General features: G+C 70.8%; 20 protein-coding genes. 10 read left to right on the forward strand and 10 right to left on the reverse strand.

From position 1 onward, the window contains the following. Window positions 1-11 precede the first annotated feature (11 nt). From H7H31_RS16390 to H7H31_RS16400, 3 genes are all read right to left on the reverse strand, one after another. Window positions 12-1,043 carry an alanine racemase gene (locus tag H7H31_RS16390; protein ID WP_187062907.1) on the reverse strand — a complete coding sequence of 344 codons (1,032 nt, stop codon included), beginning with the start codon at window positions 1,041-1,043 and terminating at the stop codon, window positions 12-14. Between the two features lie 129 nt (window positions 1,044-1,172). Next, the gene (locus H7H31_RS16395; protein ID WP_176162897.1) at window positions 1,173-2,291 is read right to left on the reverse strand and encodes a lipid II:glycine glycyltransferase FemX; all 1,119 of its coding nucleotides are present in this window, start codon (window positions 2,289-2,291) and stop codon (window positions 1,173-1,175) included. Between the two features lie 273 nt (window positions 2,292-2,564). After that, window positions 2,565-2,882, reverse strand: coding sequence for a hypothetical protein (locus H7H31_RS16400; protein ID WP_187062908.1), 318 nt, complete (start codon window positions 2,880-2,882; stop codon window positions 2,565-2,567). 249 nt (window positions 2,883-3,131) lie between these two features. Between H7H31_RS16400 and rpsF the strand changes: the two genes are divergently transcribed. From rpsF to rplI, 4 genes are all read left to right on the forward strand, one after another. Next, complete coding sequence (gene rpsF, locus H7H31_RS16405; protein WP_006604399.1) at window positions 3,132-3,422, forward strand: 30S ribosomal protein S6; 291 nt, start codon at window positions 3,132-3,134, stop codon at window positions 3,420-3,422. Window positions 3,423-3,503: 81 nt separating this feature from the next. Further along, window positions 3,504-4,103 (forward strand): single-stranded DNA-binding protein, encoded by a 600-nt coding sequence (locus H7H31_RS16410; RefSeq protein ID WP_187062909.1) that lies wholly within the window; start codon window positions 3,504-3,506, stop codon window positions 4,101-4,103. A gap of 54 nt (window positions 4,104-4,157) precedes the next feature. Beyond that, the gene (gene rpsR / locus H7H31_RS16415; protein ID WP_004950692.1) at window positions 4,158-4,394 is read left to right on the forward strand and encodes a 30S ribosomal protein S18; all 237 of its coding nucleotides are present in this window, start codon (window positions 4,158-4,160) and stop codon (window positions 4,392-4,394) included. 19 nt (window positions 4,395-4,413) lie between these two features. Beyond that, window positions 4,414-4,860 (forward strand): 50S ribosomal protein L9, encoded by a 447-nt coding sequence (rplI, locus tag H7H31_RS16420; protein WP_187062910.1) that lies wholly within the window; start codon window positions 4,414-4,416, stop codon window positions 4,858-4,860. A 609-nt stretch (window positions 4,861-5,469) separates the two neighbouring features. On the opposite strand, the gene H7H31_RS16425 is transcribed toward rplI, so the two are convergent. Next, a complete protein-coding gene (locus tag H7H31_RS16425) occupies window positions 5,470-6,807 on the reverse strand; it encodes an MATE family efflux transporter (protein WP_187062911.1) in 1,338 nt (445 codons plus the stop codon). A gap of 465 nt (window positions 6,808-7,272) precedes the next feature. Here H7H31_RS16425 and dnaB point away from each other — a divergent pair, with 465 nt between their 5' ends. Both dnaB and H7H31_RS16435 read left to right on the forward strand, forming a co-directional pair. Next, a complete protein-coding gene (gene dnaB / locus H7H31_RS16430; RefSeq protein ID WP_176166249.1) occupies window positions 7,273-8,751 on the forward strand; it encodes a replicative DNA helicase in 1,479 nt (492 codons plus the stop codon). Between the two features lie 962 nt (window positions 8,752-9,713). Next, window positions 9,714-10,310: a hypothetical protein gene (locus H7H31_RS16435; protein WP_187062912.1), complete on the forward strand. Its 597-nt coding sequence runs from the start codon at window positions 9,714-9,716 to the stop codon at window positions 10,308-10,310. An 89-nt stretch (window positions 10,311-10,399) separates the two neighbouring features. On the opposite strand, the gene H7H31_RS16440 is transcribed toward H7H31_RS16435, so the two are convergent. The 3 genes from H7H31_RS16440 to H7H31_RS16450 form a co-directional block, all read right to left on the reverse strand. Further along, entirely contained in the window at window positions 10,400-11,614 is a 1,215-nt protein-coding gene (locus H7H31_RS16440; RefSeq protein WP_197995961.1) for a beta-ketoacyl-[acyl-carrier-protein] synthase family protein, read from the reverse strand. A 344-nt stretch (window positions 11,615-11,958) separates the two neighbouring features. Continuing rightward, window positions 11,959-13,008, reverse strand: a complete 1,050-nt coding sequence (locus tag H7H31_RS16445; RefSeq protein ID WP_187062913.1) for a hypothetical protein — start codon at window positions 13,006-13,008, stop codon at window positions 11,959-11,961. Beyond that, window positions 13,005-13,565, reverse strand: a complete 561-nt coding sequence (locus tag H7H31_RS16450; protein ID WP_187062914.1) for an RNA polymerase sigma factor — start codon at window positions 13,563-13,565, stop codon at window positions 13,005-13,007. The genes H7H31_RS16445 and H7H31_RS16450 overlap by 4 nt, the downstream gene beginning before the upstream one ends. Window positions 13,566-13,846: 281 nt before the next feature. Here H7H31_RS16450 and H7H31_RS16455 point away from each other — a divergent pair, with 281 nt between their 5' ends. Next, window positions 13,847-14,149, forward strand: coding sequence for an immunity protein TriTu family protein (locus H7H31_RS16455; protein WP_187059754.1), 303 nt, complete (start codon window positions 13,847-13,849; stop codon window positions 14,147-14,149). A 254-nt stretch (window positions 14,150-14,403) separates the two neighbouring features. Here H7H31_RS16455 and H7H31_RS16460 read toward each other — a convergent pair whose 3' ends face one another. Beyond that, window positions 14,404-15,735 (reverse strand): phosphatase PAP2 family protein, encoded by a 1,332-nt coding sequence (locus H7H31_RS16460; RefSeq protein ID WP_232109901.1) that lies wholly within the window; start codon window positions 15,733-15,735, stop codon window positions 14,404-14,406. A gap of 966 nt (window positions 15,736-16,701) precedes the next feature. Here H7H31_RS16460 and H7H31_RS16465 point away from each other — a divergent pair. Together H7H31_RS16465 and H7H31_RS16470 are read left to right on the forward strand one after the other, a co-directional pair. After that, the gene (locus tag H7H31_RS16465; RefSeq protein ID WP_187059900.1) at window positions 16,702-17,184 is read left to right on the forward strand and encodes a hypothetical protein; all 483 of its coding nucleotides are present in this window, start codon (window positions 16,702-16,704) and stop codon (window positions 17,182-17,184) included. A 509-nt stretch (window positions 17,185-17,693) separates the two neighbouring features. Beyond that, the gene (locus H7H31_RS16470) at window positions 17,694-18,350 is read left to right on the forward strand and encodes a M15 family metallopeptidase (protein ID WP_187059901.1); all 657 of its coding nucleotides are present in this window, start codon (window positions 17,694-17,696) and stop codon (window positions 18,348-18,350) included. A gap of 282 nt (window positions 18,351-18,632) precedes the next feature. Here H7H31_RS16470 and H7H31_RS16475 read toward each other — a convergent pair whose 3' ends face one another. Both H7H31_RS16475 and H7H31_RS16480 read right to left on the reverse strand, forming a co-directional pair. Further along, window positions 18,633-19,151: a DNA-binding protein gene (locus H7H31_RS16475; protein ID WP_187059902.1), complete on the reverse strand. Its 519-nt coding sequence runs from the start codon at window positions 19,149-19,151 to the stop codon at window positions 18,633-18,635. A gap of 755 nt (window positions 19,152-19,906) precedes the next feature. Continuing rightward, the gene (locus H7H31_RS16480; protein ID WP_254391368.1) at window positions 19,907-20,620 is read right to left on the reverse strand and encodes a B3/B4 domain-containing protein; all 714 of its coding nucleotides are present in this window, start codon (window positions 20,618-20,620) and stop codon (window positions 19,907-19,909) included. A 299-nt stretch (window positions 20,621-20,919) separates the two neighbouring features. Here H7H31_RS16480 and H7H31_RS16485 point away from each other — a divergent pair, with 299 nt between their 5' ends. Further along, window positions 20,920-21,633 carry a helix-turn-helix transcriptional regulator gene (locus H7H31_RS16485; protein WP_187062224.1) on the forward strand — a complete coding sequence of 238 codons (714 nt, stop codon included), beginning with the start codon at window positions 20,920-20,922 and terminating at the stop codon, window positions 21,631-21,633. Window positions 21,634-21,663: the final 30 nt, after the last annotated feature.

Consider the following 21,663-nt stretch of genomic DNA (forward strand, 5'->3'; position numbering starts at 1 on the left):
GTCGCGCCGGGTCAGCGATCCAGTATCCGGTCGTACTGGGTGGTGGTGTGGCGCAGGCTGGCCACCAGTTCGTCGCCGACCTGGGGGGCCGGCACGTCGCTCGGGACGAAGAGGATGGACACCTGCATGTGCGGCGGCTCGGCGAACCAGCGCTGCTTCCCGGCCCAGGTGAACGGCGACAGGTTGCGGTTCACGGTCGCAAGTCCCGCCCGGGCCACGCCCTTGGCGCGCGGCATCATGCCGTGCAGCGCCTTGGGGGCCTCCAGGCCCACGCCGTGCGAGGTGCCGCCGGCGACGACGACGAGGTAGCCGTCCCCCGCGGTCTTCTGCTGCCGGTAGCCGAAGCGGTCGCCCTTGGAGACCCGGGTGACGTCGAGCACCGAGCCGCGGTACTCGGTCGCGTCGTGGTCCCCCAGCCACAGCCGGGTGCCGATCCGGGCGCGGAAGCGGGTCTGCGGGAACTGCTGCTGGAGCCGGGCCAGTTCCTCGGCCTTGAGGTGGCTGACGAACATGGTGTGCAGCGGCAGCCGCGCCGCGCGCAGCCGGTCCATCCAGCCGATGACCTCCTCCACCGCGTCGGAGCCGTCGGTGCGGTCCAGCGGGAGGTGGAGGGCGAAGCCCTCGAGCCGTACGTTCTCGATCGCCGCGTGCAGCTTCGGCAGGTCCTCCTCGGTCACCCCGTGCCGCTTCATGCTGCTCATGACCTCGATCATGACGCGGGCGTTGACCAGGCCGTACACGCCGTCGACCGAGGAGACCGAGCGGATGACCCGGTCGGGCAGCGGCACCGGCTCCTCGCCGCGGCGGAAGGGCGTGAGGACGAGCAGGTCGCCGCTGAAGGTGTCCTTCATGCGCGCGGCCTCGTAGGTGGTGCCGACCGCCAGGATGTCGGAGCCGATACGGGTGGTCTCCTCGGCCAGCCGCTCGTGGCCGAAGCCGTAGCCGTTGCCCTTACAGACCGGGACCATGCCAGGGAACTGCTGGAGGACGCTCTGCTGGTGGGCCCGCCACCGCGCGGTGTCGACGTAGAGGGTGAGCGCCATGGCTGGTGGGAGACCTTTCTCGTCAGTCGGCTCGGGGTTCATCGTGGTCGGTGCGGGTGCCGGTTACTCCCGGCGTGGTCGGGCGAGCGGGCAGTGGGCGCTCGTTCGTACGAGGTCCCGCCGCGGGCCCTAGCGGCGCGACATATACATGTCGAGCGCCTTGTGGAGCAGCTTGTTCAGCGGGAAGTCCCACTCGCCCAGGTACTCGGCCGCCTGCCCGCCGGTACCGACCTTGAACTGGATCAGGCCGAAGAGGTGGTCGGTCTCGTCGAGCGAGTCGCTGATGCCGCGCAGGTCGTAGACGCTGGCGCCGAGCGCGTACGCGTCGCGCAGCATGCGCCACTGCATCGCGTTCGACGGGCGCACCTCGCGCTTGTGGTTGGCGGAGGCGCCGTAGGAGTACCAGACGTGCCCGCCCACGATCAGCATCGTGGCGGCAGCCACCGCCTCGCCCTCGTGCATGGCGAAGTAGAGCCGCATCCGGTTGGGGTCTTCGCTGTTGAGCGCCGTCCACATGCGCTGGAAGTAGCTGAGCGGACGCGGGCGGAAGTGGTCGCGCTCGGCGGTGATCTCGTACAGCCGCTGCCACTCGCCCAGGTGCTCGTAGCCGCCCTGGACGACCTCGACGCCCGCCTTCTCGGCCTTCTTGATGTTGCGCCGCCACAACTGGTTGAAGCCCTTGTGGACGGATTCCAGCGAGCGGTTCTCCAGCGGCACCTGGAAGACGTAGCGCGGCTGGACGTCGCCGAAGCCGGCGCCGCCGTCCTCGCCCTGTTGCCAGCCCATCTTCCGCAGCCGCTCGGCGACCTCGAAGGCGCGCGGCTCGATGTGGGTGGCCTCCACGTCACGCAGCCGCTTGACGTCCGGGTTCTGGATGCCGGCCTTGATCGCGGCGGCGTCCCAGCGCCGGATGATCACGGGCGGGCCCATCTTCACCGAGAACGCGCCCTGCCGTTTGAGGTGCGCGAGCATCGGCCGCAGCCAGTCCTCCAGGTTCGGCGCGTACCAGTTCAGCACCGGGCCCTCGGGTAGGTAGGCCAGATACCGCTTGATCTTGGGGAGCTGCCGGTAGAGCACCAGGCCGGCGCCGACGACCTGGCCCGTGCTGTCGAACCAGCCCAGGCTCTCCGAGCGCCACTCGGTCTTGACGTCCGCCCACGCCGGGACCTGCATGTGGCTCGCCGCCGGCAGACTCTGGATGTACGCCAGATGTTGCTCGCGGCTGATGGTCCTCAGGGTCAGGCTCATTGCGGGGCGCTCCTCGGCAGGTGTGTCCCCAGTGTCGGGGCTCCGGCTCTCGCCGCGAAGCCTACTGTGGCAGGGCACGTCACCGGCCGGGCCTACGGCGAAGAGCGTGGTGCGGTTTCCCGTGGCGGCGGGGAGCGCGGGCAGCGCGCCGCTCGCCCCCGGCCCGCGCGGAACGGGTCGGGGACGAGCGGTACGAGGGGCGGGGAGCGTCGGGGACGGCGACGGCGCGGCGCGCGCCGAGGGCCGCCCGGGGCCCGGGGCGCGCGGCGGGCGTCAGCCCAGCACGCCGCCGAAGAGGCCGCCGTGCGCCATGCCGAGGAAGAAGCCCATGGCGGCGGCGCCCAACCCGATGATCAGTACGAACCGCTCGGCGGTGGTCGCCGAGATGAACTGCCCCCGGGCACCGGTCACGATGCCGACCAGTCCCGTCCAGGAGCTGATCAGGTGCAGGTCGTGGAACATGGCTGTGACGAAAGCCACCACGCCGAGCACGATGGTCGCCGCGGCGAAGGTGTTCTCCACCGGATGCGGCTTGCCGTCGGAGTCGAGGAAGGAGAGAAGACCGTGCTGGGAACGTGCTGCCTGGGCCATGGGAACCTCCGGGTCCTGCGAGGGACGCGGGGCGGCGAGGAGTAACGCCGCTCACACTCGATGCCTCAAGGTTGCGGTCATACGCGGCGGGATTTCAACCGGAAGCACCGTCCCGGGTAGTGTGTACCGTCTGCGCCGGTGTCTGCCCAGAGCCCCCAGGGGTACCCGGTCCGCACCAGGCGCTACGCATCACGACCCTCCTGCCGCGGAACGACCGTGGCCGCTGAGTCCAAAGGAGGTGGGTTCCACATGCGTCACTACGAGGTGATGGTCATCCTCGACCCCGATCTGGAGGAGCGCGCAGTCTCTCCCCTGATCGAGAACTTCCTCTCCGTCGTCCGCGAGGGCAACGGCAAGGTGGAAAAGGTCGACACCTGGGGCCGTCGGCGTCTCTCGTACGAGATCAAGAAGAAGCCCGAGGGCATCTACTCGGTCATCGACCTGCAGGCCGAGCCTGCGGTCGTGAAGGAGCTCGACCGCCAGATGAACCTGAACGAGTCGGTCCTCCGGACCAAGGTCCTGCGCCCCGAGACCCACTGACCGCGTCAGCGTTCAGCGGTGCTCGGGACGCGTCCTGAGTAGCACAGCAGCCAGCAGCACACCCGCCGAGAGGTTCATCCAATGGCAGGCGAGACCGTCATCACGGTCGTCGGCAATCTTGTCGACGACCCCGAGCTGCGCTTCACCCCGTCCGGCGCGGCGGTCGCGAAGTTCCGTGTCGCGTCCACTCCCCGCACCTTCGACCGTCAGACCAACGAGTGGAAGGACGGCGAAAGCCTCTTCCTGACCTGCTCGGTCTGGCGACAGGCAGCGGAGAACGTCGCCGAGTCGCTCCAGCGCGGCATGCGCGTCATCGTGCAGGGCCGACTGAAGCAGCGGTCCTACGAGGACCGCGAGGGCGTCAAGCGCACGGTCTACGAGCTGGACGTCGACGAGGTCGGCGCCAGCCTGCGGAACGCCACGGCCAAGGTCACCAAGACCTCCGGTCGCGGCGGCCAGGGCGGTGGCGGCGGCTTCGGCGGCGGCCAGGGCGGCGGTCAGGGTGGCGGCGGCTGGGGCGGCGGCTCCGGTGGCGGCCAGCAGGGCGGCGGCGCTCCCGCCGACGACCCCTGGGCGACCAGCGCGCCGGCCGGCGGCGGCCAGCAAGGTGGCGGCGGCTGGGGCGGTAGCTCCGGCGGCGGCCAGCAGGGCGGCGGCTACTCGGACGAGCCGCCCTTCTAGAGCGCGAGCTCTGAGGGGCGATCACACCCTTCTTGATCACACAGGAGAAACACCATGGCGAAGCCGCCTCCGCGCAAGCCGAAGAAGAAGGTCTGCGCGTTCTGCAAGGACAAGACCGCGTACGTGGACTACAAGGACACGAACATGCTGCGGAAGTTCATTTCCGACCGTGGCAAGATCCGTGCCCGCCGCGTGACCGGCAACTGCACGCAGCACCAGCGTGACGTCGCCACGGCTGTGAAGAACAGCCGTGAGATGGCGCTGCTGCCCTACACCTCGTCCGCGCGATAAAGGGAAGGGTGACTGACAGATGAAGATCATCCTCACCCACGAGGTCTCCGGCCTCGGCACCGCGGGCGACGTCGTCGACGTCAAGGACGGCTACGCTCGCAACTACCTGGTCCCGCGCGGTCTCGCGATCCGCTGGACCAAGGGTGGCGAGAAGGACGTCGAGCAGATCCGTCGCGGTCGTCGCATCCGGGAGATCGCCACGATCGAGCAGGCCAACGAGATCAAGGCCAAGCTCGAGGGTCTGCGGGTCGAGCTCGCGACCCGTGCCGGCGAGGCCGGCCGCCTCTTCGGCTCGGTGACCCCGGCTGACATCGCCTCGGCGATCAAGTCCGCCGGTGGCCCGGACGTGGACAAGCGCCGCATCGAGCTCGGCACGCCGGTCAAGACCCTGGGCGCGCACCAGGTGTCCGTGCGCCTGCACCCCGAGGTCTCGGCCAAGGTCGGCGTCGAGGTCGTCGCGGCCTGACCGCAAGCACGCCGATGAGCTGTGTTCGCACAGCATGACGGTGGAAGGGGCCGCACCCCGCGGGGTGCGGCCCCTTCGCGTTGCCTGGTGCGGGTGTGCGGGTGTGCGGGTGCGCGGGTGCGCGGGTGCGCGGGTGTGCGAGGGGCGGGGGCCGGCGATGGGGGTTCCGCGTGCGTTCGCTGTCGCTGTTTCACGTGAAACGTGCGGGCTTCCGCCCTCGGCGTCCTTGGCCTCCTCGTCCCTTGCTTCCGTTGTTGCCGCGTCCGTGTGCGTGTCTCGGCGGGAGCGTGCGGCGGTATGTGGTGCGGGCTGCCGGCCGTGAGTGGCCAGCTGCTGTGGGGTGCCGGCCGGGGCGCGGCGGTTTCACGTGAAACGTGGCCGGTACGGGAGCGGGGCCGGGCCGACGGCGGAGCTGGTGCGACGACCGGTGGAGGTGCTGGCGGTGGGCCCGGCGGCTCGAGGCCATGACGGTGTGCACGGTGAGTGCCGGTTGCCGGTCTTCGGTGCGCGGCGGGGGCTGTTTCACGTGAAACGGTGGTCGTCCTGGACGGCCCGGAGGGCGGAAGCCCGAAGGCGGACGGTGGTGCGAAGGTGGACGGTGGTGCGGGGTTAGCGGGTCGCGCCCGTGACCAGCCAGCGGCCCGAGCGGGTGCGTATCCACAGGGTCAGCATCCGCATGGTCATCATGAGCGCCATCGTCCACCACAGGGCGGTGAGCCCGCCGCCGAGGGTGGGAACGAGGAGGGCGACCGGGGCGAAGACGGCCAGGGTGATGATCATCGCCACGGCGAGGTAGGGACCGTCGCCCGCGCCCATCAGTACGCCGTCGAGGATGTACACCACGCCGGAGATGGGTTGGGAGATGGCGACGACCAGCAGCGCGGGGAGCAGCGCGTCCTGTACGACCTGGTCGGACGTGAACAGCGGGATGAACAGCGGGCGGGCGAGGATCACGAGTACGCCGAGCACCAGGCCGGAGGCTATCCCCCACTCGACCATGCGGCGGCAGGCGGCGCGGGCCCCCTCCTTGTCGCCGGCGCCGAGGTAGCGGCCGATGATCGCCTGGCCCGCGATGGCGATGGCGTCCAGCGCGAAGGCCAGCAGGCTCCACAGGGTGAGGATGATCTGGTGGGCCGCGACCTCGGTGTCGCCGAGGTTGGCCGCGACGCCGGTGGCGATCAGGGTGACCGTACGCAGCGAGAGGGTGCGCACCAGGAGCGGCACTCCGGCCTGTGCGCAGGCGCGTATGCCGGCCGCGTCCGGGCGCAGCGACGCGCCGTGCCGACGGGCGCCGCGTACCACCACGATGAGGTAGGCGGCGGCCATGGCCCACTGCGCGATGACGGTTCCCCAGGCGGAGCCGGCGATGCCGAGGCCGGCGCCGTAGACGAGTGCGGCGTTGAGCGCGGCGTTGGCGGCGAAGCCGCCGATGGCGACGTAGAGCGGGGTGCGGGTGTCCTGGAGGCCGCGGAGCACGCCGGTGGCGGCGAGGACGATGAGCATGGCGGGAATGCCGAGGGCGCTGATGCGGAGGTAGGTGATCGCATGGGGCGCGGCGGTGTCGGAGGCGCCGAAGAGATCGACCAGGCCGGGCGCCGTGGGCAGCACCACCGTGACCACGGCGGCGCCGATGAGCAGGGCGAGCCAGATGCCGTCCATGCCCTGCCGGATGGCACCGGGCAGATCGCCCGCGCCCACCCGGCGGGCGACGGCGGCCGTGGTGGCGTAGGCGAGGAAGACGAAGATGTTGACCCCGGTCAGCAGCAGGGCCGCCGCGATGCCGAGCCCGGCGAGTTGCGGCGTGCCCAGATGGCCGACGATGGCACTGTCGACCATCACGAAGAGGGGCTCCGCGATGAGGGCGCCGAAGGCGGGAACGGCGAGCGCAATGATCTCTCGATCGTGCCGGCTGCGCGCACGCCGGTCCTTCGCGGGAGCCTGGATCATGCGGCCCAATGTAATCGTCCACAGGTAAGAGATGCAATCGCTGAGCAGCCCTTACTTGAGGTCGCTCTCCGTGGTGCTCTCTGTGCCGTTTGTCGCGATCTTCGGCCGACTGGGCAAGTTTTTCTTCTGCACAGCCCTGGGATAAGAAAAGTCCAGCTCACAGGGGTGGGCGTGGGCTGGAGGGCTGCTTGTCCACAGCGCCGTCCCCCGCCCCATGCACAGCTTTCCGGGAGTTCTCCACAGGATGGCTTCGATCATCCACATGGCCTGTGGATAACCAGATTGGCGGACGGCTTTCGCGGGCCTACCGTGGTCCGGCGCGCGCACCCTTTTTCTGGCGTGAGGAGCGTCGAACTCGACGCGCCGTAAGCGGAGTCGAGCGTCCTGTTTGTCAGAGCCGTGCCGTAAGAAAGAAGAGCACGGCGAGGGTCCGCGTCGCGGACGGGAGGAGGTGGCGGGGTGAGCATGCCCGAGCCCATGGACGACCCCTGGCCCGACCCTGGCCCCGGTGATCGACTGCCCACGACGCCGCGCCCCCGCCGGGGCGAAGGCCGTGGCCAGGGCCGCCGCGACGACCAGCACGACCGCGGGCGCGAGGGCGGTGGCTGGGACGGCTCGGGCTTCGAGCGCGTACCGCCGCAGGACCTGGACGCGGAGCAGTCCGTACTCGGCGGCATGCTGCTCTCCAAGGACGCCATCGCCGACGTGGTGGAGGTCCTCAAGGGCCAGGACTTCTACCGGCCCGCGCACGAGACCATCTACCAGGCCATCCTCGACCTCTACGCCAAGGGCGAGCCCGCCGACCCGATCACGGTGGCCGCCGAGCTCACCAAGCGCGGTGAGATCACCAAGGTCGGCGGCGCCTCGTATCTGCACACGCTCGTGCAGTCCGTGCCCACCGCCGCCAACGCGGAGTACTACGCGGAGATCGTCCACGAGCGGGCGGTGCTGCGCCGGCTCGTGGAAGCGGGCACGCGCATCACGCAGATGGGATACGCGGCGGACGGTGACGTCGACGAGATCGTCAACAACGCCCAGGCCGAGATCTACGCCGTCACCGAGCAGCGCACCAGCGAGGACTACCTCCCGCTCGGCGACATCATGGAGGGCGCGCTCGACGAGATCGAGGCCATCGGCTCCCGCAGCGGCCAGATGTCCGGCGTGCCGACCGGCTTCACGGACCTCGACTCGCTGACGAACGGGCTGCACCCGGGGCAGATGATCGTCATCGCGGCGCGTCCCGCGATGGGTAAGAGCACGCTGGCCCTGGACTTCGCCCGAGCCTGTTCGATCAAGGGCAACCTCCCGAGCGTCATCTTCTCGCTGGAGATGGGCCGCAACGAGATCGCGATGCGACTGCTCTCGGCCGAGGCGCGGGTGGCGCTGCACCACATGCGGTCCGGGAGCATGACGGACGACGACTGGACCCGGCTGGCCCGCCGGATGCCCGAGGTGACCGCGGCCCCGCTGTACATCGACGACTCGCCGAACCTGTCGATGATGGAGATCCGCGCCAAGTGCCGCCGCCTCAAGCAGCGCAACGACCTCCAACTCGTGGTCATCGACTACCTCCAACTGATGCAGTCGGGCGGCGCCAGAAGGCCCGAGAGCCGGCAGCAGGAGGTCTCGGACATGTCCCGTAACCTCAAGCTGCTGGCCAAGGAGCTGGAGGTGCCGGTGATCGCACTGTCCCAGCTCAACCGTGGCCCCGAGCAGCGTACGGACAAGAAGCCGATGGTCTCCGACCTGCGTGAGTCGGGTTCGATCGAGCAGGACGCCGACATGGTCATCCTGTTGCACCGCGAGGACGCGTACGAGAAGGAGTCGCCCCGGGCGGGCGAGGCGGACCTGATCGTCGCCAAGCACCGTAACGGCCCGACGGCGACGATCACGGTCGCCTTCCAGGGCCACTACTCGCGGTTCGTGGACATGGCGCAGACGTAGGGGGTGGGTGGGGGGCCTCGCCTCGTGTTTCGTATCGGCGTCGCCGAAGGCGCGCGACCAGGTGCCACACCACCGAGGCCGACATTCCTGGGGTATCGCCCGGCGGCCTGGGAGTTTCCGCTGAGACGGGCCTGCCGCACGGCGTGAGAGTCCGACAGCGGAGGAGGTGAAGGTGGCGCTGAACAAGAAGGGTTCCCGGCGCATAACCGTTGACGGGATCGAGTACCGCTGGCGAATCCGCAGGAAGCCCTCCTACGCGCAGGGACTCTGCTGGACACCGATGACCTATGCGGTCGAAGCGGTCAGCGGCAGCCAGCCGGGTACGACCTTGGTCGTCACCAGCGGCCAGGCCCATCCCAGCAACTGGGTGGGCGCCGAGACGGAGCCGATTCGCCCAGCTCACGTTGCTGCCAGCATTCGAGAGGCACGGGACCAGGGCTGGGAGCCAGCCCGGGGCGGACCTCCTTTCCCACTCGACCGATCCGCAGGATTCATCGCACGGTTATGAGACCAAGCGGAATAGGGCAAAGCGTCTGGCCCGGCATCACGCCCCGGTAACCAGGCACGCCAGCACGTCGAACTGCAAGAGCCCGCGCTCACACCGGTCGCAGCCGCCTCCCCCACCGCATGGCAGCAGGTCCACGAGGCGGGGCGCCTCGGCGAGTGCGGGAGCGAGTTCGGGGTCACGGCCGGTCTGACCTTTCGGCTCAGCGGAAGCCTCTTGGCGTCATCGCGGCATGGCTCCGTTCCCTGGGTGAGATGGGGCCGGGCTGACAGGCTGCGCTTGTGGCCCTCGACGGTGCCTGGACGCTGGTTGGGCCGAAACCGCCCCCGAGCAGACCAGGGAGGCTGCCGTTCTCCGGTGCTGGTGGCCTCGGAACCGGCCCCATCTCGCCGCACCCTAACCGCTGGGTCTGACATTGCGGATGGGGCAGTACGTGCCTGTGGTCGAGGATGAGCGCATGGACGTCCCTGAGTTGCTCGTGGCAGCTTCCCTGTTGGTTCCGGAAGAGGTCGCCACCGAGAACGACATCACGGTGCGAGACATCTGGGACTACCTCGTCCACGATGAGTGGGAGATCGCCCTGGGCCTGCTGGAGGAGTTGGGGGAGGCTCGCTCGCTCCCGCTGGCCTTCTGGGAACAGCTCGCCGAAGCGGCTGATCAGCTCCTGCTGGAACGCAGCGCGGCGTGGTGCCACTGGCGATGCTCCGAACTCCGCAACGGTGTGATCCGCGCGGACCTGACGCTCCGCTCCGCCGCCGAGGCGCGACGTACGACGCCCATCTCCGGCGCCGGCGTCCTGCGGCCCATGTGGGACATCGGACGCCTCTCACCCACCGGCGGACGCGCGGTCAGCATCGCCAGGCTCTGGGTCGAGAACAGGCCCGTGCTGGCGCCCGGCGGGCGAGCCACGGTTCGCCTCGTACCCCTCACCCCCTCCCACTGGACGCACGTCCGGCCCGGCCAGCAGATCACCATGCACGGGGACCGATCCGTGGCCGGCACCGCGATCGTCGTGGAGGTCCGGAACCCTGCCACCACCACGCCCGCGCGATGACACGAGCCGCCGGTGCGAGCACGTCGCACGGCGCCCGGCGGCGCCCGGCGGCGCCCGGCGGCGCGCGGTGGTGGGGCAGGGGCGTGGCGTCACCTGGTGAGGACGAGGCTGACGTTGTGGCCGCCGAAACCGAACGAGTTGGCCAGGGCGGCGGACCACTGACCGGTGCGCGGTTCGCCGCGCACCACGTCGAGTTCCACGCGTGGGTCGAGCTCGTCGAGGTTGCGGGTGGCCGGCAGCGTGCCGTCCCTGAGCGCGAGCAGCGCGGCCATGGCGCCCACCGCTCCCGACGCGCCGATCATGTGCCCCGTCATCGACTTCGTCGCCGTCACCGCGGCGTGGTCGCCGATCACCCGGCCGATCGCCTCGGCCTCCGCGAGGTCGCCGGACTCCGTCGAGGTGGCGTGGGCGTGCACGAGCCCGATGTCCGCCGGGGCCAAGTCGGCGTCGCGCAGCGCCCGTTCCATGGCCCATGACTGGCCCCCCGGGTCGGAGGCCGTGATGTGCCGCGCGCTCGACCCCACGGCGCCGCCGGCCAACGCGCCGTAACCCCGCGCGCCGCGGGCCCGGGCGAACTCGGCGCGTTCGAGCACCATCATCGCCGCGCCCTCGCCCATGACGAACCCGGACCGCTTCACGTCGAACGGGCGGGAGACGGCCGCCGGGTCCGCTGACCGCGTCGACAGGGCCTTCATCTGGGCGAACGCCGCGAGGGTGAAGGGGTGCAGGCACGCCTCCACGCCACCCGCGACGACCACGTCCACCTGCCCGCCGCGGATCAGGTCCCGCCCCAGGGCGAGCGCCTCCGCGCCGGACGCACAGGCGCTCACCGGGGTCCTGGCGCCGCCCCGCGCGCCGAGGTCCATGCTCACCCAGGCGGCCGGCCCGTTCGGCATCAGCATGGGCACCGCGAACGGGGACAGCCGGCGCGTTCCGGCGCGTTCGAAGACGTCGTCCTGTCCGAGCGTGGTGAGGACGCCACCGGTTCCGGTGCCGATCACGACGGCGCACCGTTCCGGTTCGACCCGCGGCACCCCCGCGTCCTGCCAGGCCTCGCGCGCGCTGAGGATGGCGACCTGCTCGCCACGGTCCAGCTTCCTGGCCTCGGCCCGTGGCAGCAGGGAGGCGGGGTCCACCGTGAGCCCGGCCGCCACGCGCACCGGCAGGTCCGCAGCCCACTCCTCGTCCAGGAGACGCACCCCCGACCTGCCGTCCAACAGCCCCGTCCACGTCGACGGCGCATCGGCCCCCAGCGGCGTCATCGCACCGACACCCGTCACCAACACACGATCGCTACGGGTCACACGAGCCCCCTTGGGTTGTTCGGTTGCTACAGGGCGCCTGGTGCGCCCACACGGGGATCATGTCAGCGTTGGGAGGTGTTTTCAGGGCGTCGGGTGACCGTATCGTGGGGGAGGGATTGTAGTGACTGGACAAGTAGGGGGGCGGACTCGCGGCCTCGTCCGTGGGGAGGGGCTGCCGCCGATGCCGGGCGGCCGACGCCGGGGGCAGCCCGTCTCCCTGCCCCCTCCCGTCTCGTGGCGGAGGCGTCCGTCGGCGTCGGGCGGGCCTGCCTGAACCGGGTCAGTAGCCCCGACGGGCGGGGGCGGCGGTACGTCAGTGAGGGCAGGGGCGTCAGTGCGGGCAGTTACTTCAGTGGGGACAGGGGCGGCTGCTGCCAGGCGGGGCCGACCGAGAGGTAGGTGGTGCGGTGGATGACGTCCCCGGATCGGAGCTTCTCGCTTCCCCAGGCCAGGCCGTCGTTTCGCGCCCGGTTCACGGCCTCCAGCACGTGGAACGTCTTGGTGTCGACGATCAGTTGCCGACGCCAGGTGTCGGCGTCCAGTTCGACGACCGTGCCGGCGCGGCCCGTGCTGTCCTTGGCTCCCTCCATCACGCGTGCCCCGGGGATGCCGGTGAGGACCTCGAACAGCGCGGCCCGCAGCTTGGGTTCGGCGGGTGACCGGGCGAGCAGGTCCTCCATGCCGTCGAAGAGTTCCTCGGGCACCGAGTCCCCGGTGGCCTTGCCGACGAGCCGGGACCGCAGCGCCGCCGGGTCGGTGGGCAGCTTCCGAAGCTCGTCCCACCCGACCGGTTTGCCGCAGATCACCCAGACCGTCCCGCCCATGTCCTCCCGGGTGTAGTCCTGCACCAGGCCGTTGCTGGGCTTCCCGCGCGTGCCGCTCCGGCTCAGCCAGATCGTCTCGTGCGACTCGTCCGGCCGATCGTCCCTGTCGAGGGTCCGGTTCCACTGAAGGGTCCGTACCTCCCAGTACGGCGCCGTCCCCGCCCGCTCGGCCGCCGGGGAGACCCGCTCGCCGTCGGAGTCCGACCAGGGCTGGAACGTGGCCCCCAGCGCGATCGCCGCGACCGCCGCCGCCGAGACCAGCACCGGCAGGCGCCGCCGCCACGTCCGAGCCGGAACGATCTCGGCCGCCGGCTCCCGTTCGAGTCCGATGAGCGGATCGACTGCCTCGACCCGGCTGGCCCCGTCCGCCTGGTGGGCCACCTCTGCCCGGCCGGCGCCTGTCGCCTGCTCGGCGCCCGCCGTCGGGTCGGCCGCCGACCGCACCGCGGCCAGTGCGGCGGCGACGACGTCCGCCGACGGCGGCGCGACCCTGCCCGCGGCGCGCAACCGCCCGGCACCGGGGAAGTCGAGGAGGGCGCCGTCGTCGGTGTGCGTGTCCTGGCCGGTCATGCGAGATCTCCTGTCAGGGAAAGCGGGACGGAAGGGCCGAGCGCCGCACGCAGCCGCGTGCGCGCCCGGTGCAGCCGGGACCTGGCCGTGCCCGCGGGCACGCCGACGACGACCGCGGCCTCGGTGGGGCTGAGCTGCTCCCACGCGATCAGCAACAGCAGCTCCCGTTCCACGGCCGGCAGCTCGGCCAGCGTCTGACGCATCAGCGGCCCGACCGCCGCTGCGTCCAACCGCCGGTCAACGGCGTGCCACGGATCGCTGCTCCCCTCGTCGGCGAACGCGGTGACGGACGCGCGCCGTTCCTGTCCGCGCCAGTGCGCGGCCAGTACGTTGCGGGCCACGCCGAACAGCCACGCCCGGGCGGGCCCGCGTGCGGCGTCGTAGGTGGTGCGCCCTGCGTACGCCCGTAGCCACGCCTCGGCCAGCAGGTCGTCCGCCGCGCCGGGCGCACGGCGCGCGAAGTAGCCGTGCAGCGCGCGCGAATGGCGCTCCACGAGCGGTTCGAAGGCCGACGCGTCGCTTCTTGAGCGCGTCAGCAGTTCCTCGTCCGTCGCCACAGACCTCCCCTTCCACGGGCCACGCCTTCCGCGGCCCCCACCCCTTCTTGTCCGCGCCCACCGAAAGCGTTCGCGGGGCGCCTGCGGGGCGCCTCCGGGGCCTCTGCGGATGGGGCGGGTGCGACCGGGTGGTACGTACGTTGGCGTGGGTGTTGGTGTTTCCGTTGGTGTTGCTGTCGGCGGTGGCGGTGGCGGTGGCGTTGGTGTGGGGGACGGGCGTACGGCGCGGAGCGGTCGCTCCGTCGCGAGGCGGGGCAGGGGGAGAGGGGAGGAGGGGGCGGATGGCCGGTGCGTGGCCGCAGTGGCTCTCGGACTGGTTCGCCGAGCACGAGGAACGCCTGCGGACCCGCGGAATCCTGGGGGACCTCCGGCGCTCGCCGGCGGACGGTCGAGCCAAGAGCAGCGTCGTGCTGACGCTCGAAACCGATGGCTACATCACCGCCCTCACCGTCTGGAGCAGCGGAGAAACCGAGCTTGAGTACGGGGACGTGGCGTCCGGGCTGGTCCGCCAGGAGCATCGCGAGCTGCGTACCGTCCGGGACCTCCTCGACGCCGTCGCGAGCATCGAGGAAGGGGTGCGGTAACCGCGCGGCGGCTGGCGCCGCCCTACGGCTGCCGCCCTCACCGGGGCGCCCCGGGCGCGCGCCCCGTGCGTGAGCCGTGCGACCTGCGTGAGCTGTGCAACCTGCGCGAGCCGTACGAGCCGTACGAGCCGCGCAACCGTACGGCCTGCTCGCTGCGGTCAGCGAGCAGGCCGTTGGTCGTCGTACGCCCCTGCCCTCAACCCCGCCTGCTCGGGCCAGGCAGGCGGGGGCCGGTCACACCCGTCAGCTCACGATCAAATGAGTTCGGGCTGCGGCTGAGGCTGCGGTTCCGTTTCCGATTCGGGTTCCGATTTCCGGACCGGTACGGTCTTCGGCTCCCACCGCTTCGTGAGCCGCATGTAGCCGTAGACGACCGAGACCATCGCCAGAATCAGCAGCGGGCCAAAGGCCCAGGCGTAGTCGGCCATCTCGACCGAGAGAAAGCGGTACGACAGCAGCATCGCGGTGAAGATCGCCGTGCCGTAGGCGACGAACCGGATTCCCGACCGGTCCCAGTCGTGGTCGATCGTGCGCAGCCCGGCCTCGATCGTGACCGCGAACACCACGCCGGCGACGATATCCGCACCGTAGTGGTAGCCGAATCCGAGCGTGGCACCGAGCGTGGCGAGCAGCCAGAACGTTCCCGCGTACCGCAGGAAGCGCGAGCTGTTGCGGGAGTGGATGAAGATCGCGGTAGCCCATGCCGTGTGCAGACTGGGCATGCAGTTGCGCGGGGTGATGTCGTCGAAGGGCATGCTCTGCGGGACGCCGACCGGCGTCAGCGTGTCCGGCCACAGGTTGGCCACCGCATACTGCCCGCCGTCGGCGCCGTACGCGAAGATCGGACCGACCACCGGGTAGATCATGTAGATGCCCGGCCCGAGCAGGCCGATCACCAGGAAGGTGCGCACCAGGTGGTGGGTAGGGAAGCGGCGATCGACCGCGACGTGCCGGAGCTGGTAGAGCGCGACGACGACCGCGGCCACCGCGAGTTGGGCGTAGACGTAGTCGAGAACGTGGTAGCCGACCGTTCCTGAGGCTTCGACCAGTCGGCCCACCAGCCATGACGGGCTGCCCAGCGCGTGGTCGGCGGTCGCCACGTACTGGTCGAGCACCGTGGGGCGGGTCTTCCACGTGATGAGCAGCCAGGCGTCGCCGGTCTTCCGGCCGGCCACCAGCAGCAGGCCGAGCCCGACACCCTTGAGCAACAGGACGCGTTCCCGGCCGCTGCGGCGGGTGATGGCGATGACGCCATAGGCCAACAGCACCCACAGGGCGCCGTTGCCGAACATCATCTTGGCGTCGAAGATCCACCGCACCAACGCGAAGACGACGTCGATGCCGACCGCGAATCCGAAGGCGATGAACCGCTCCCGCCAGGTGAGCACCACCATCATCAACGCCATGCTGGCGTAGAGCAGCGGTCCCGATTTAGGTGCGAATATCACCTCTCGCACCTGGTTGCTGATCGGACCCCGTACGCCGTAGTGGCGCGCGGCGATCTCCAGCGCGATGAGGAATGCGAGGGCCACCACGCTCACCGCTGCCCACAGGATCACCCGTGGTTGGCGACATGCGGTGAGCACTCTTTTGAAATTTATTCGTGTAAATACCCGCGAAGCTACAGATATCAATTGTTTGGCCGATTTGTTAGAGGCCCAGTAAGGAGATCATCCTTGCCGGATAGCTTGGTTTCCGGGGGCAGGTGGGCAATGAGGGGCATGGTCGTGAGTTCAATCATGCTATAGGAGCGGTGTGGGTGGGTTTCGCTGGTCACGGACGGTACGAAGGTCAGTTCATGCTGTGCTCGTTGTGCACCCGTTGTGCACCCGTTGCGCGGTCGTTGTGCGCTCGTCGGGTGGTCGTTGTGGCTCGCGTTGCGCTCGCGTGGTGCTCTCGCTGCGCTGTCGGCGGGTCGGTGCCTCGGGGGTGATCGGTTCTCCCTGGGCCTGCGCGGAGCGTCGAGGCGGTCGGGCGGATTATCCGGTGCCTCGCGTGCGTGTGCGCAAGGATGCGAACTGGCGGACGCGGGACGGGTGTTGGCGTACGTCGGCCTACGCCAGGTGCGATGGCCGGCTCCTCCGTGAGGGTGAGATGGGGCGGGGCGTGGGTGGGGGCGGGCGAGGTTGGGGCGGGGTGGGACGAGGTGGCGTCGGTTGGGCGGGGTGGGTGCGCCGTCGGTGCGCGACGCTCGGCGAGCTTTGGCTGACGGGTGGTGGTCGCGCGGCCGGTCCGGCTGTCGACCGCTGCCGCACTGCGCGTTCCCCGTGCCCAGTTCGCAGTTCCCGGTCCCGTGCGGGTCCCCGCGCCGAGGGCGCCGTGCGTGCGCCCTCGGCCGTGGCGTGAACTGCCCTCTGGGTGGGGCGTGGGGCGTGAGGTGTGGGGGCGCATGGCGCATCGGGGGATGTGGTGCGTGGTGTGGGGGGAAGGGGGCGGACGGGGGGAACCGGGCGAACCGGGTGGCTCGGGCGAGGGGCGTGGGCGTTGCGGATGCGACAGTTCCGCCCCTGGGCGAGTACTACGATCGGACGCTCATTTCGAGAAGGGGAAGCATGCGTAAGAAGATCGTCATTGGCGCTGCGGTGGCCCTGTCCACGGTTCTCCTCGCGGGCTGTGGCAGCGACGGCGATTCGTCGAAGAAGGGCAAGGATCACCAAGCCGATAAGGCCGGTAAGGCCGACAAGTCCGTGAGCGAGGGGGTGAACCCGAAGCAGGACGGCGCGGCGGCGGGCGACGGTGCCGCGGTCAAGCGCGAGGTCACGCTAGAGGTGCGCGGGAGCGGGTCGTCGAAGATCTACTACAACCTGGACAGCAACAAGATGGAGACGGTCAAGCTGCCGTGGAAGAAGACGTCCACGATCACGCTGGAGACCGACGCGGAGAAGAAGGTCGGCCTCGGCGTCTCCGTCGTGCCCGGCTCCGTAACCGGCCCTGACGGCATGCTGCGCCCGGCCGACTGCGTCATCACTGTGGACGGCAAGCAGGTCGCGGACAACAGCGGCGGCAAGTCGATGTGCGAGTACACAGTGAAGTAGGGCCCACCCCGTGCTCGTACGGCCGGCGACAACGGGCCTGGCCGACGAACCGTTCAGGCGAACTGTTCAGGCGAACTGTTCAGGGGAGCGCGGTAGTGGACGAGCGGAGCGACCGCCGTACGGGGTGAGCAGGTTCTCCGCCGATCTTGGGGGCTGTGTTGGGTTGCGGCGGGTCCTGTCGGGTCTGTGTCACGTTGTCGCCCTGGCCCCTGTCGCCCCACGGCGGCTTTCGTGGGTGAGTGGGCTTTCCTGCGCGTTGTCGCCTGGGGCGTTGCCCGTACTCGCGTCGTGGCGTGGAGTGCGTCGCGCCGGTGTCGCGTCGCGTTGCGCGACGCGTCGTTGCGTTGCGCTGTCGGGCGCGCTCTCGAGCCTTCCGCCGGCAGTCGCTGGCGACAGTTGGGCACCCAGCGGTTCAACGCCTCGCGTCCCTGCGTGAGCGGGGTTATCCACATGGGCGGGGTTATCCACAGCCCCACCCAGGCTGGGCGGGGCTGGGTGATGATTGCCCCATGACTGAGATCGTCTTGATGTCCGACCCGAGAGTCGCGTCCGTTCCTGTTCAGGAGTGCGGTGAGCCGCTTGTGGACGTGCGCCGAGACGCTTCCCTGTTGGTCGACGAACGGAAGTGGGAGGACTCCGCCGGCGCCTTCGCCTACCTGCGGGAAGGCGTGCTCAACCGGTTGCGGGCGGCGCAGGCTGAACTGCCCCGGGGCATGCGGCTGCTGTTCGTCGAGGGGTATCGCCCGCCGGCGTTGCAGCGCCGGTATTTCGAGGAGTACGCGGACGGCCTGCGCGCCGAACACCCCGAGTGGTCAGCGGACCAGGTGCGCTCGGCGGCCAGTCGCTACGTGTCTCCTCCCGAGATAGCCCCGCACAGCGCTGGTGCGGCCATCGACCTGACTCTCGCCGACACCGACGGCCGCGAACTCGATCTGGGCACCCGCATGAACGCGTCACCGGAGGAGAGCGCGGGAGCCTGCTACACGCAGGCGGACACCATCACTGCCGAAGCCCGCGAGCACCGTGACATCCTCGGCGCCGCACTCACCTCGGCGGGGCTGGTCAACTACCCCACGGAGTGGTGGCACTGGTCCTACGGAGACCGGTACTGGGCATTGGAGAGCGGCGCGATAGCCGCCTGCTACGGCCCCAAGGAACTCGACTGACCGTGTCGTGTCGCAGCGCACCGCCTTGCACTTGTGTCGGCTGTCCGCGCGTCACCGCTCTTGTGCGGTGCAGCGCTGGCGTGGCGGTGGGCAGGGCGCGGGGTGTGAGCGTTCTGGGCGGGGGTGTGTTGGGGCGTTGCTCGGGCCTTCGAGTTTGCGTTGTCGGTCGGGCTGGGCTGGGGCGGGGTGGCCGCTGGTCTGACGGGCGGGTGGCCAGCCGTGTGGGTGGGGCAGGCGTGTGTGCTCTGGTGGGTGGTCTGCGGGTTCTGTTGGTGGCAGGGGCTACGACTCGGCGTCCGGAGCGGGCTCCGGTGTCGCCGCGGGGGTCTTCTTGGTTGGTGCCGGCGCCTGTTGTTCCGCTTCGCTGCCGGTGCGGGCGAGGAGGCGTTCGTAGCGCTGCCTGGCGGCCTGGGGGGTGCCGAGGCCGAGGCCAAAGGCGATCTCCGGCCAGGTCATTCCGCGACCTCGCGCCATCTGGAGGAGCCCGGCCTCCAGTTCGTCCATCTCCCCCCGCGCCAGCGGTATGAGGGTCAGGGCCGCGGTGATGTCGGTGTGGTCCACCTCGGGCTCGCCCTCCTCCCGCTGTGCGGCCCCACTGAGCAGGAAGGAGACCAACCTGATGGCTTCGTGCGCACCGATGATCGAGGGGTGCACCTGCCGTTGGCGCTGCTCATCGCTGGCCGCGTGGCGTTCGGCGATGCGAAACAGGGAGGCGTAGACGCGTGCGGCCCGTGCCTGGTCGGGGTCTGCCGGTGCGAAGGCGGCGGGCTGCTCGCGAGGCGAGTCAGTGGTCGAGGACATGGAGCAAGGGTGCGGGAGGCATATGAGGTTGTCAACGGATTATTGTGAACGAGTTGTTTGTGTGATGTGTGGTCTCTAGGGCGTTGAGCGCTGCAGCCTGCACGCGCTCCGGTCTTGGCCGCGGCGGGGACGGGGCCAGTGATGGGCTGGCACGGTCCCGAACTGCGGGGGCCTGAGAGGGCCATGCGGCACAAGGCCAGGCGGTGCCGAGACGGCACGGGCTGCGCGGCGCCACGTGCGTCACAGAGGCACGTACGACACGACCACGCGCGCCCCAGCACCACGCGGCACGCGTGCACAGCAGAACAAGGTGGGGAGGGGCGGCGGGAGGGGAGGGTGGGGAGGGGGGAGGGGCCCCCGGAGGTTGGTTGGACGCGTCCCCTCGCACCACCCACCCCCGCAACGCCGCGCACGCTACCGAGTCAATCTGTTCGCCGAGCCAGCCTGTTGCCGAGCCGGGCCACCGGACTAGCCCGTTGGATCGGCGTACCGACCGCCACGGCAAGCCGGGCCGCAGGGCCGGCTCCGGCCGAGCCGAACCCGCCCGCCGCCAGGCCATGCCAGACCACACCACCGCCCGGCAGCCCCCCCGCCCCCCGACTCCCCGCCCGCCGCCCTGGCACGACGCGGCGCAGGAACCGGGCACCGGGCACCGGGCACCGGGCGCCGAGCTGGCGGGGCGACGGCAGGACGAAGGCAGGGCGGGCCTGAACGTGACGAAGCGGCGGGTGGGGCCGGAGCCGCAGACGGCGAGGTCAGGCCGCAGAGGCGCGCAGCAGCCGCGTGTTGATCTTCACCTCGGGGCTGCTGGTGGTCAGCGCATCGGTGAGCGCGTCACCCGCCGCCGAAAGGGCCTGGTCGTCCATTGCCCCGAGGGCGTCCAGGATGAAGAGGGCGCGGGTGGTGTCGTGGGTCAGTCGGGTACGGGTGCACTGGCGCCAGTTCCAGCGGCGGCAGGTCACACCCAGGTCGTCACGCCAGACGACTTCGCCGGCGGCGGGGTGCTCGGTGGCAGGCTCGCCGCCCGCCGTGGTGTCGAAGACCTCCGTGCCGTCAGCGCGCACCAGTCGTGCCGGGCCCGCGTAGTGGTCGAGGTCCTCGCCGCCCAGCGGCAGGAAGTGGCCCACCGACACGGCGTTGTAGATGTCGGTCAGCCGGTCCACGCGGGGCAACCCGTCGGCGGCCCGTCGCAGCAGGGCCTCCGCGCTGGGTCGCGTGCGTTGCGGCTTGGCGCCGAAGGAACGGAACGCCTCGCGCCAGGCGGCGATGTGCGGGTGTTCCTCCAGCGGCCCGTCACCGATGCGCTCGCGCGCGGTGACCTCGGCCCGCGCGAGCATCTCCTCGCTGAACGCGTCGCTCGGCCCGGGGCGCAGTCCCTCGGCCGTGATGAGCAGGGCGTGGTAGTCGGGGCGTAGGGCCGCCACGGCAGGGTCGATGCTGGCCGACGCCAGCCATGCCGCTGCGTCCAGCGTCGCGCCGGTCCGTGGAGTCGACTCGGCCTGCGTTTCGGGGCTCACTTCTCTCCTCAGGGGTTCCGCCTGCTGGCGACGGCCGGCCGGTCGGCCACCCGCCCCGGTGGTGGGCGTCGTCATGGCCGGCGCGTGCTCTGGCCGGGCTGCCCACCTGGGACGCGTGGGGAGCCGGGCCGGCAATGTACCAAGGGGTCGGGGGGCGCTCACGCCCGTCGATATCGAGGGGCACACCTGGTGGCCCGCCCCTCGGACCTCCCGTGACGAGGTGCGGGTCGCTGCCGAGGCATGCTGGTGGCATGTACCGAGAGTGGCGCTCGCGACATGCGGGGACGGTGGTGTGGGAGCGCCGTGCCGGAGCTGGGGCGGGCGGCGTCGCACGGGTGTTGCCTGACGGGTGCACGGACCTGATCTGGTCCGCGGGCCGGCTGCTCGTGGCGGGGCCCGACACCCGGGCACACCTCGTCGTCGACCGGCCCGGGGCGGCGCACACCGGGCTACGGCTCGCGCCCGGCGTGGGCCCCGCCGTGTTCGGCCTGCCCGCGTCGGCCCTGCGGGACGAGCGGGTGCCCTTGGACGAGGTGTGGTCGCGGGCGGAGGCCGCACGGCTGGCCGAGCGAATGGCGGCCGTGCCGGCGGCGGCCCGGGCAGAGGCGTTGGAGGGGGCCGTCACCGAGCGGCTACGGGCCGGGCGGGCGCGCGACGGACAGTCGTCGCTGCCGCACGCGCGGGTGGTACGCGGGTTGCGCGCCGGTGGCACGGTTGCCGCCCTGGCGCGGGACATCGGGCTCAGCGAGCGGCAGCTTCGGCGCAGATGCCTGGACGCGTTCGGATACGGGCCGAAGACCCTGGCCAGGGTGTTGCGGATGGGTCACGCGCTGGAGCTGGCCCGTGCGGGCGAGCCACTTGCCCTGGTAGCGGCCCGCGTCGGGTACGCGGACCAGGCGCACCTCGCCCGGGAGGTGCGCGCGCTGGCGGGCGTGCCGGTGACGGAACTGCTGGCCGCCGAATAACTAGCGCGCCACGACGGGGGCGCGTCGCGA

Source organism: Streptomyces buecherae, assembly GCF_014295035.1.
GTDB classification, from domain to species: domain Bacteria; phylum Actinomycetota; class Actinomycetes; order Streptomycetales; family Streptomycetaceae; genus Streptomyces; species Streptomyces youssoufiensis.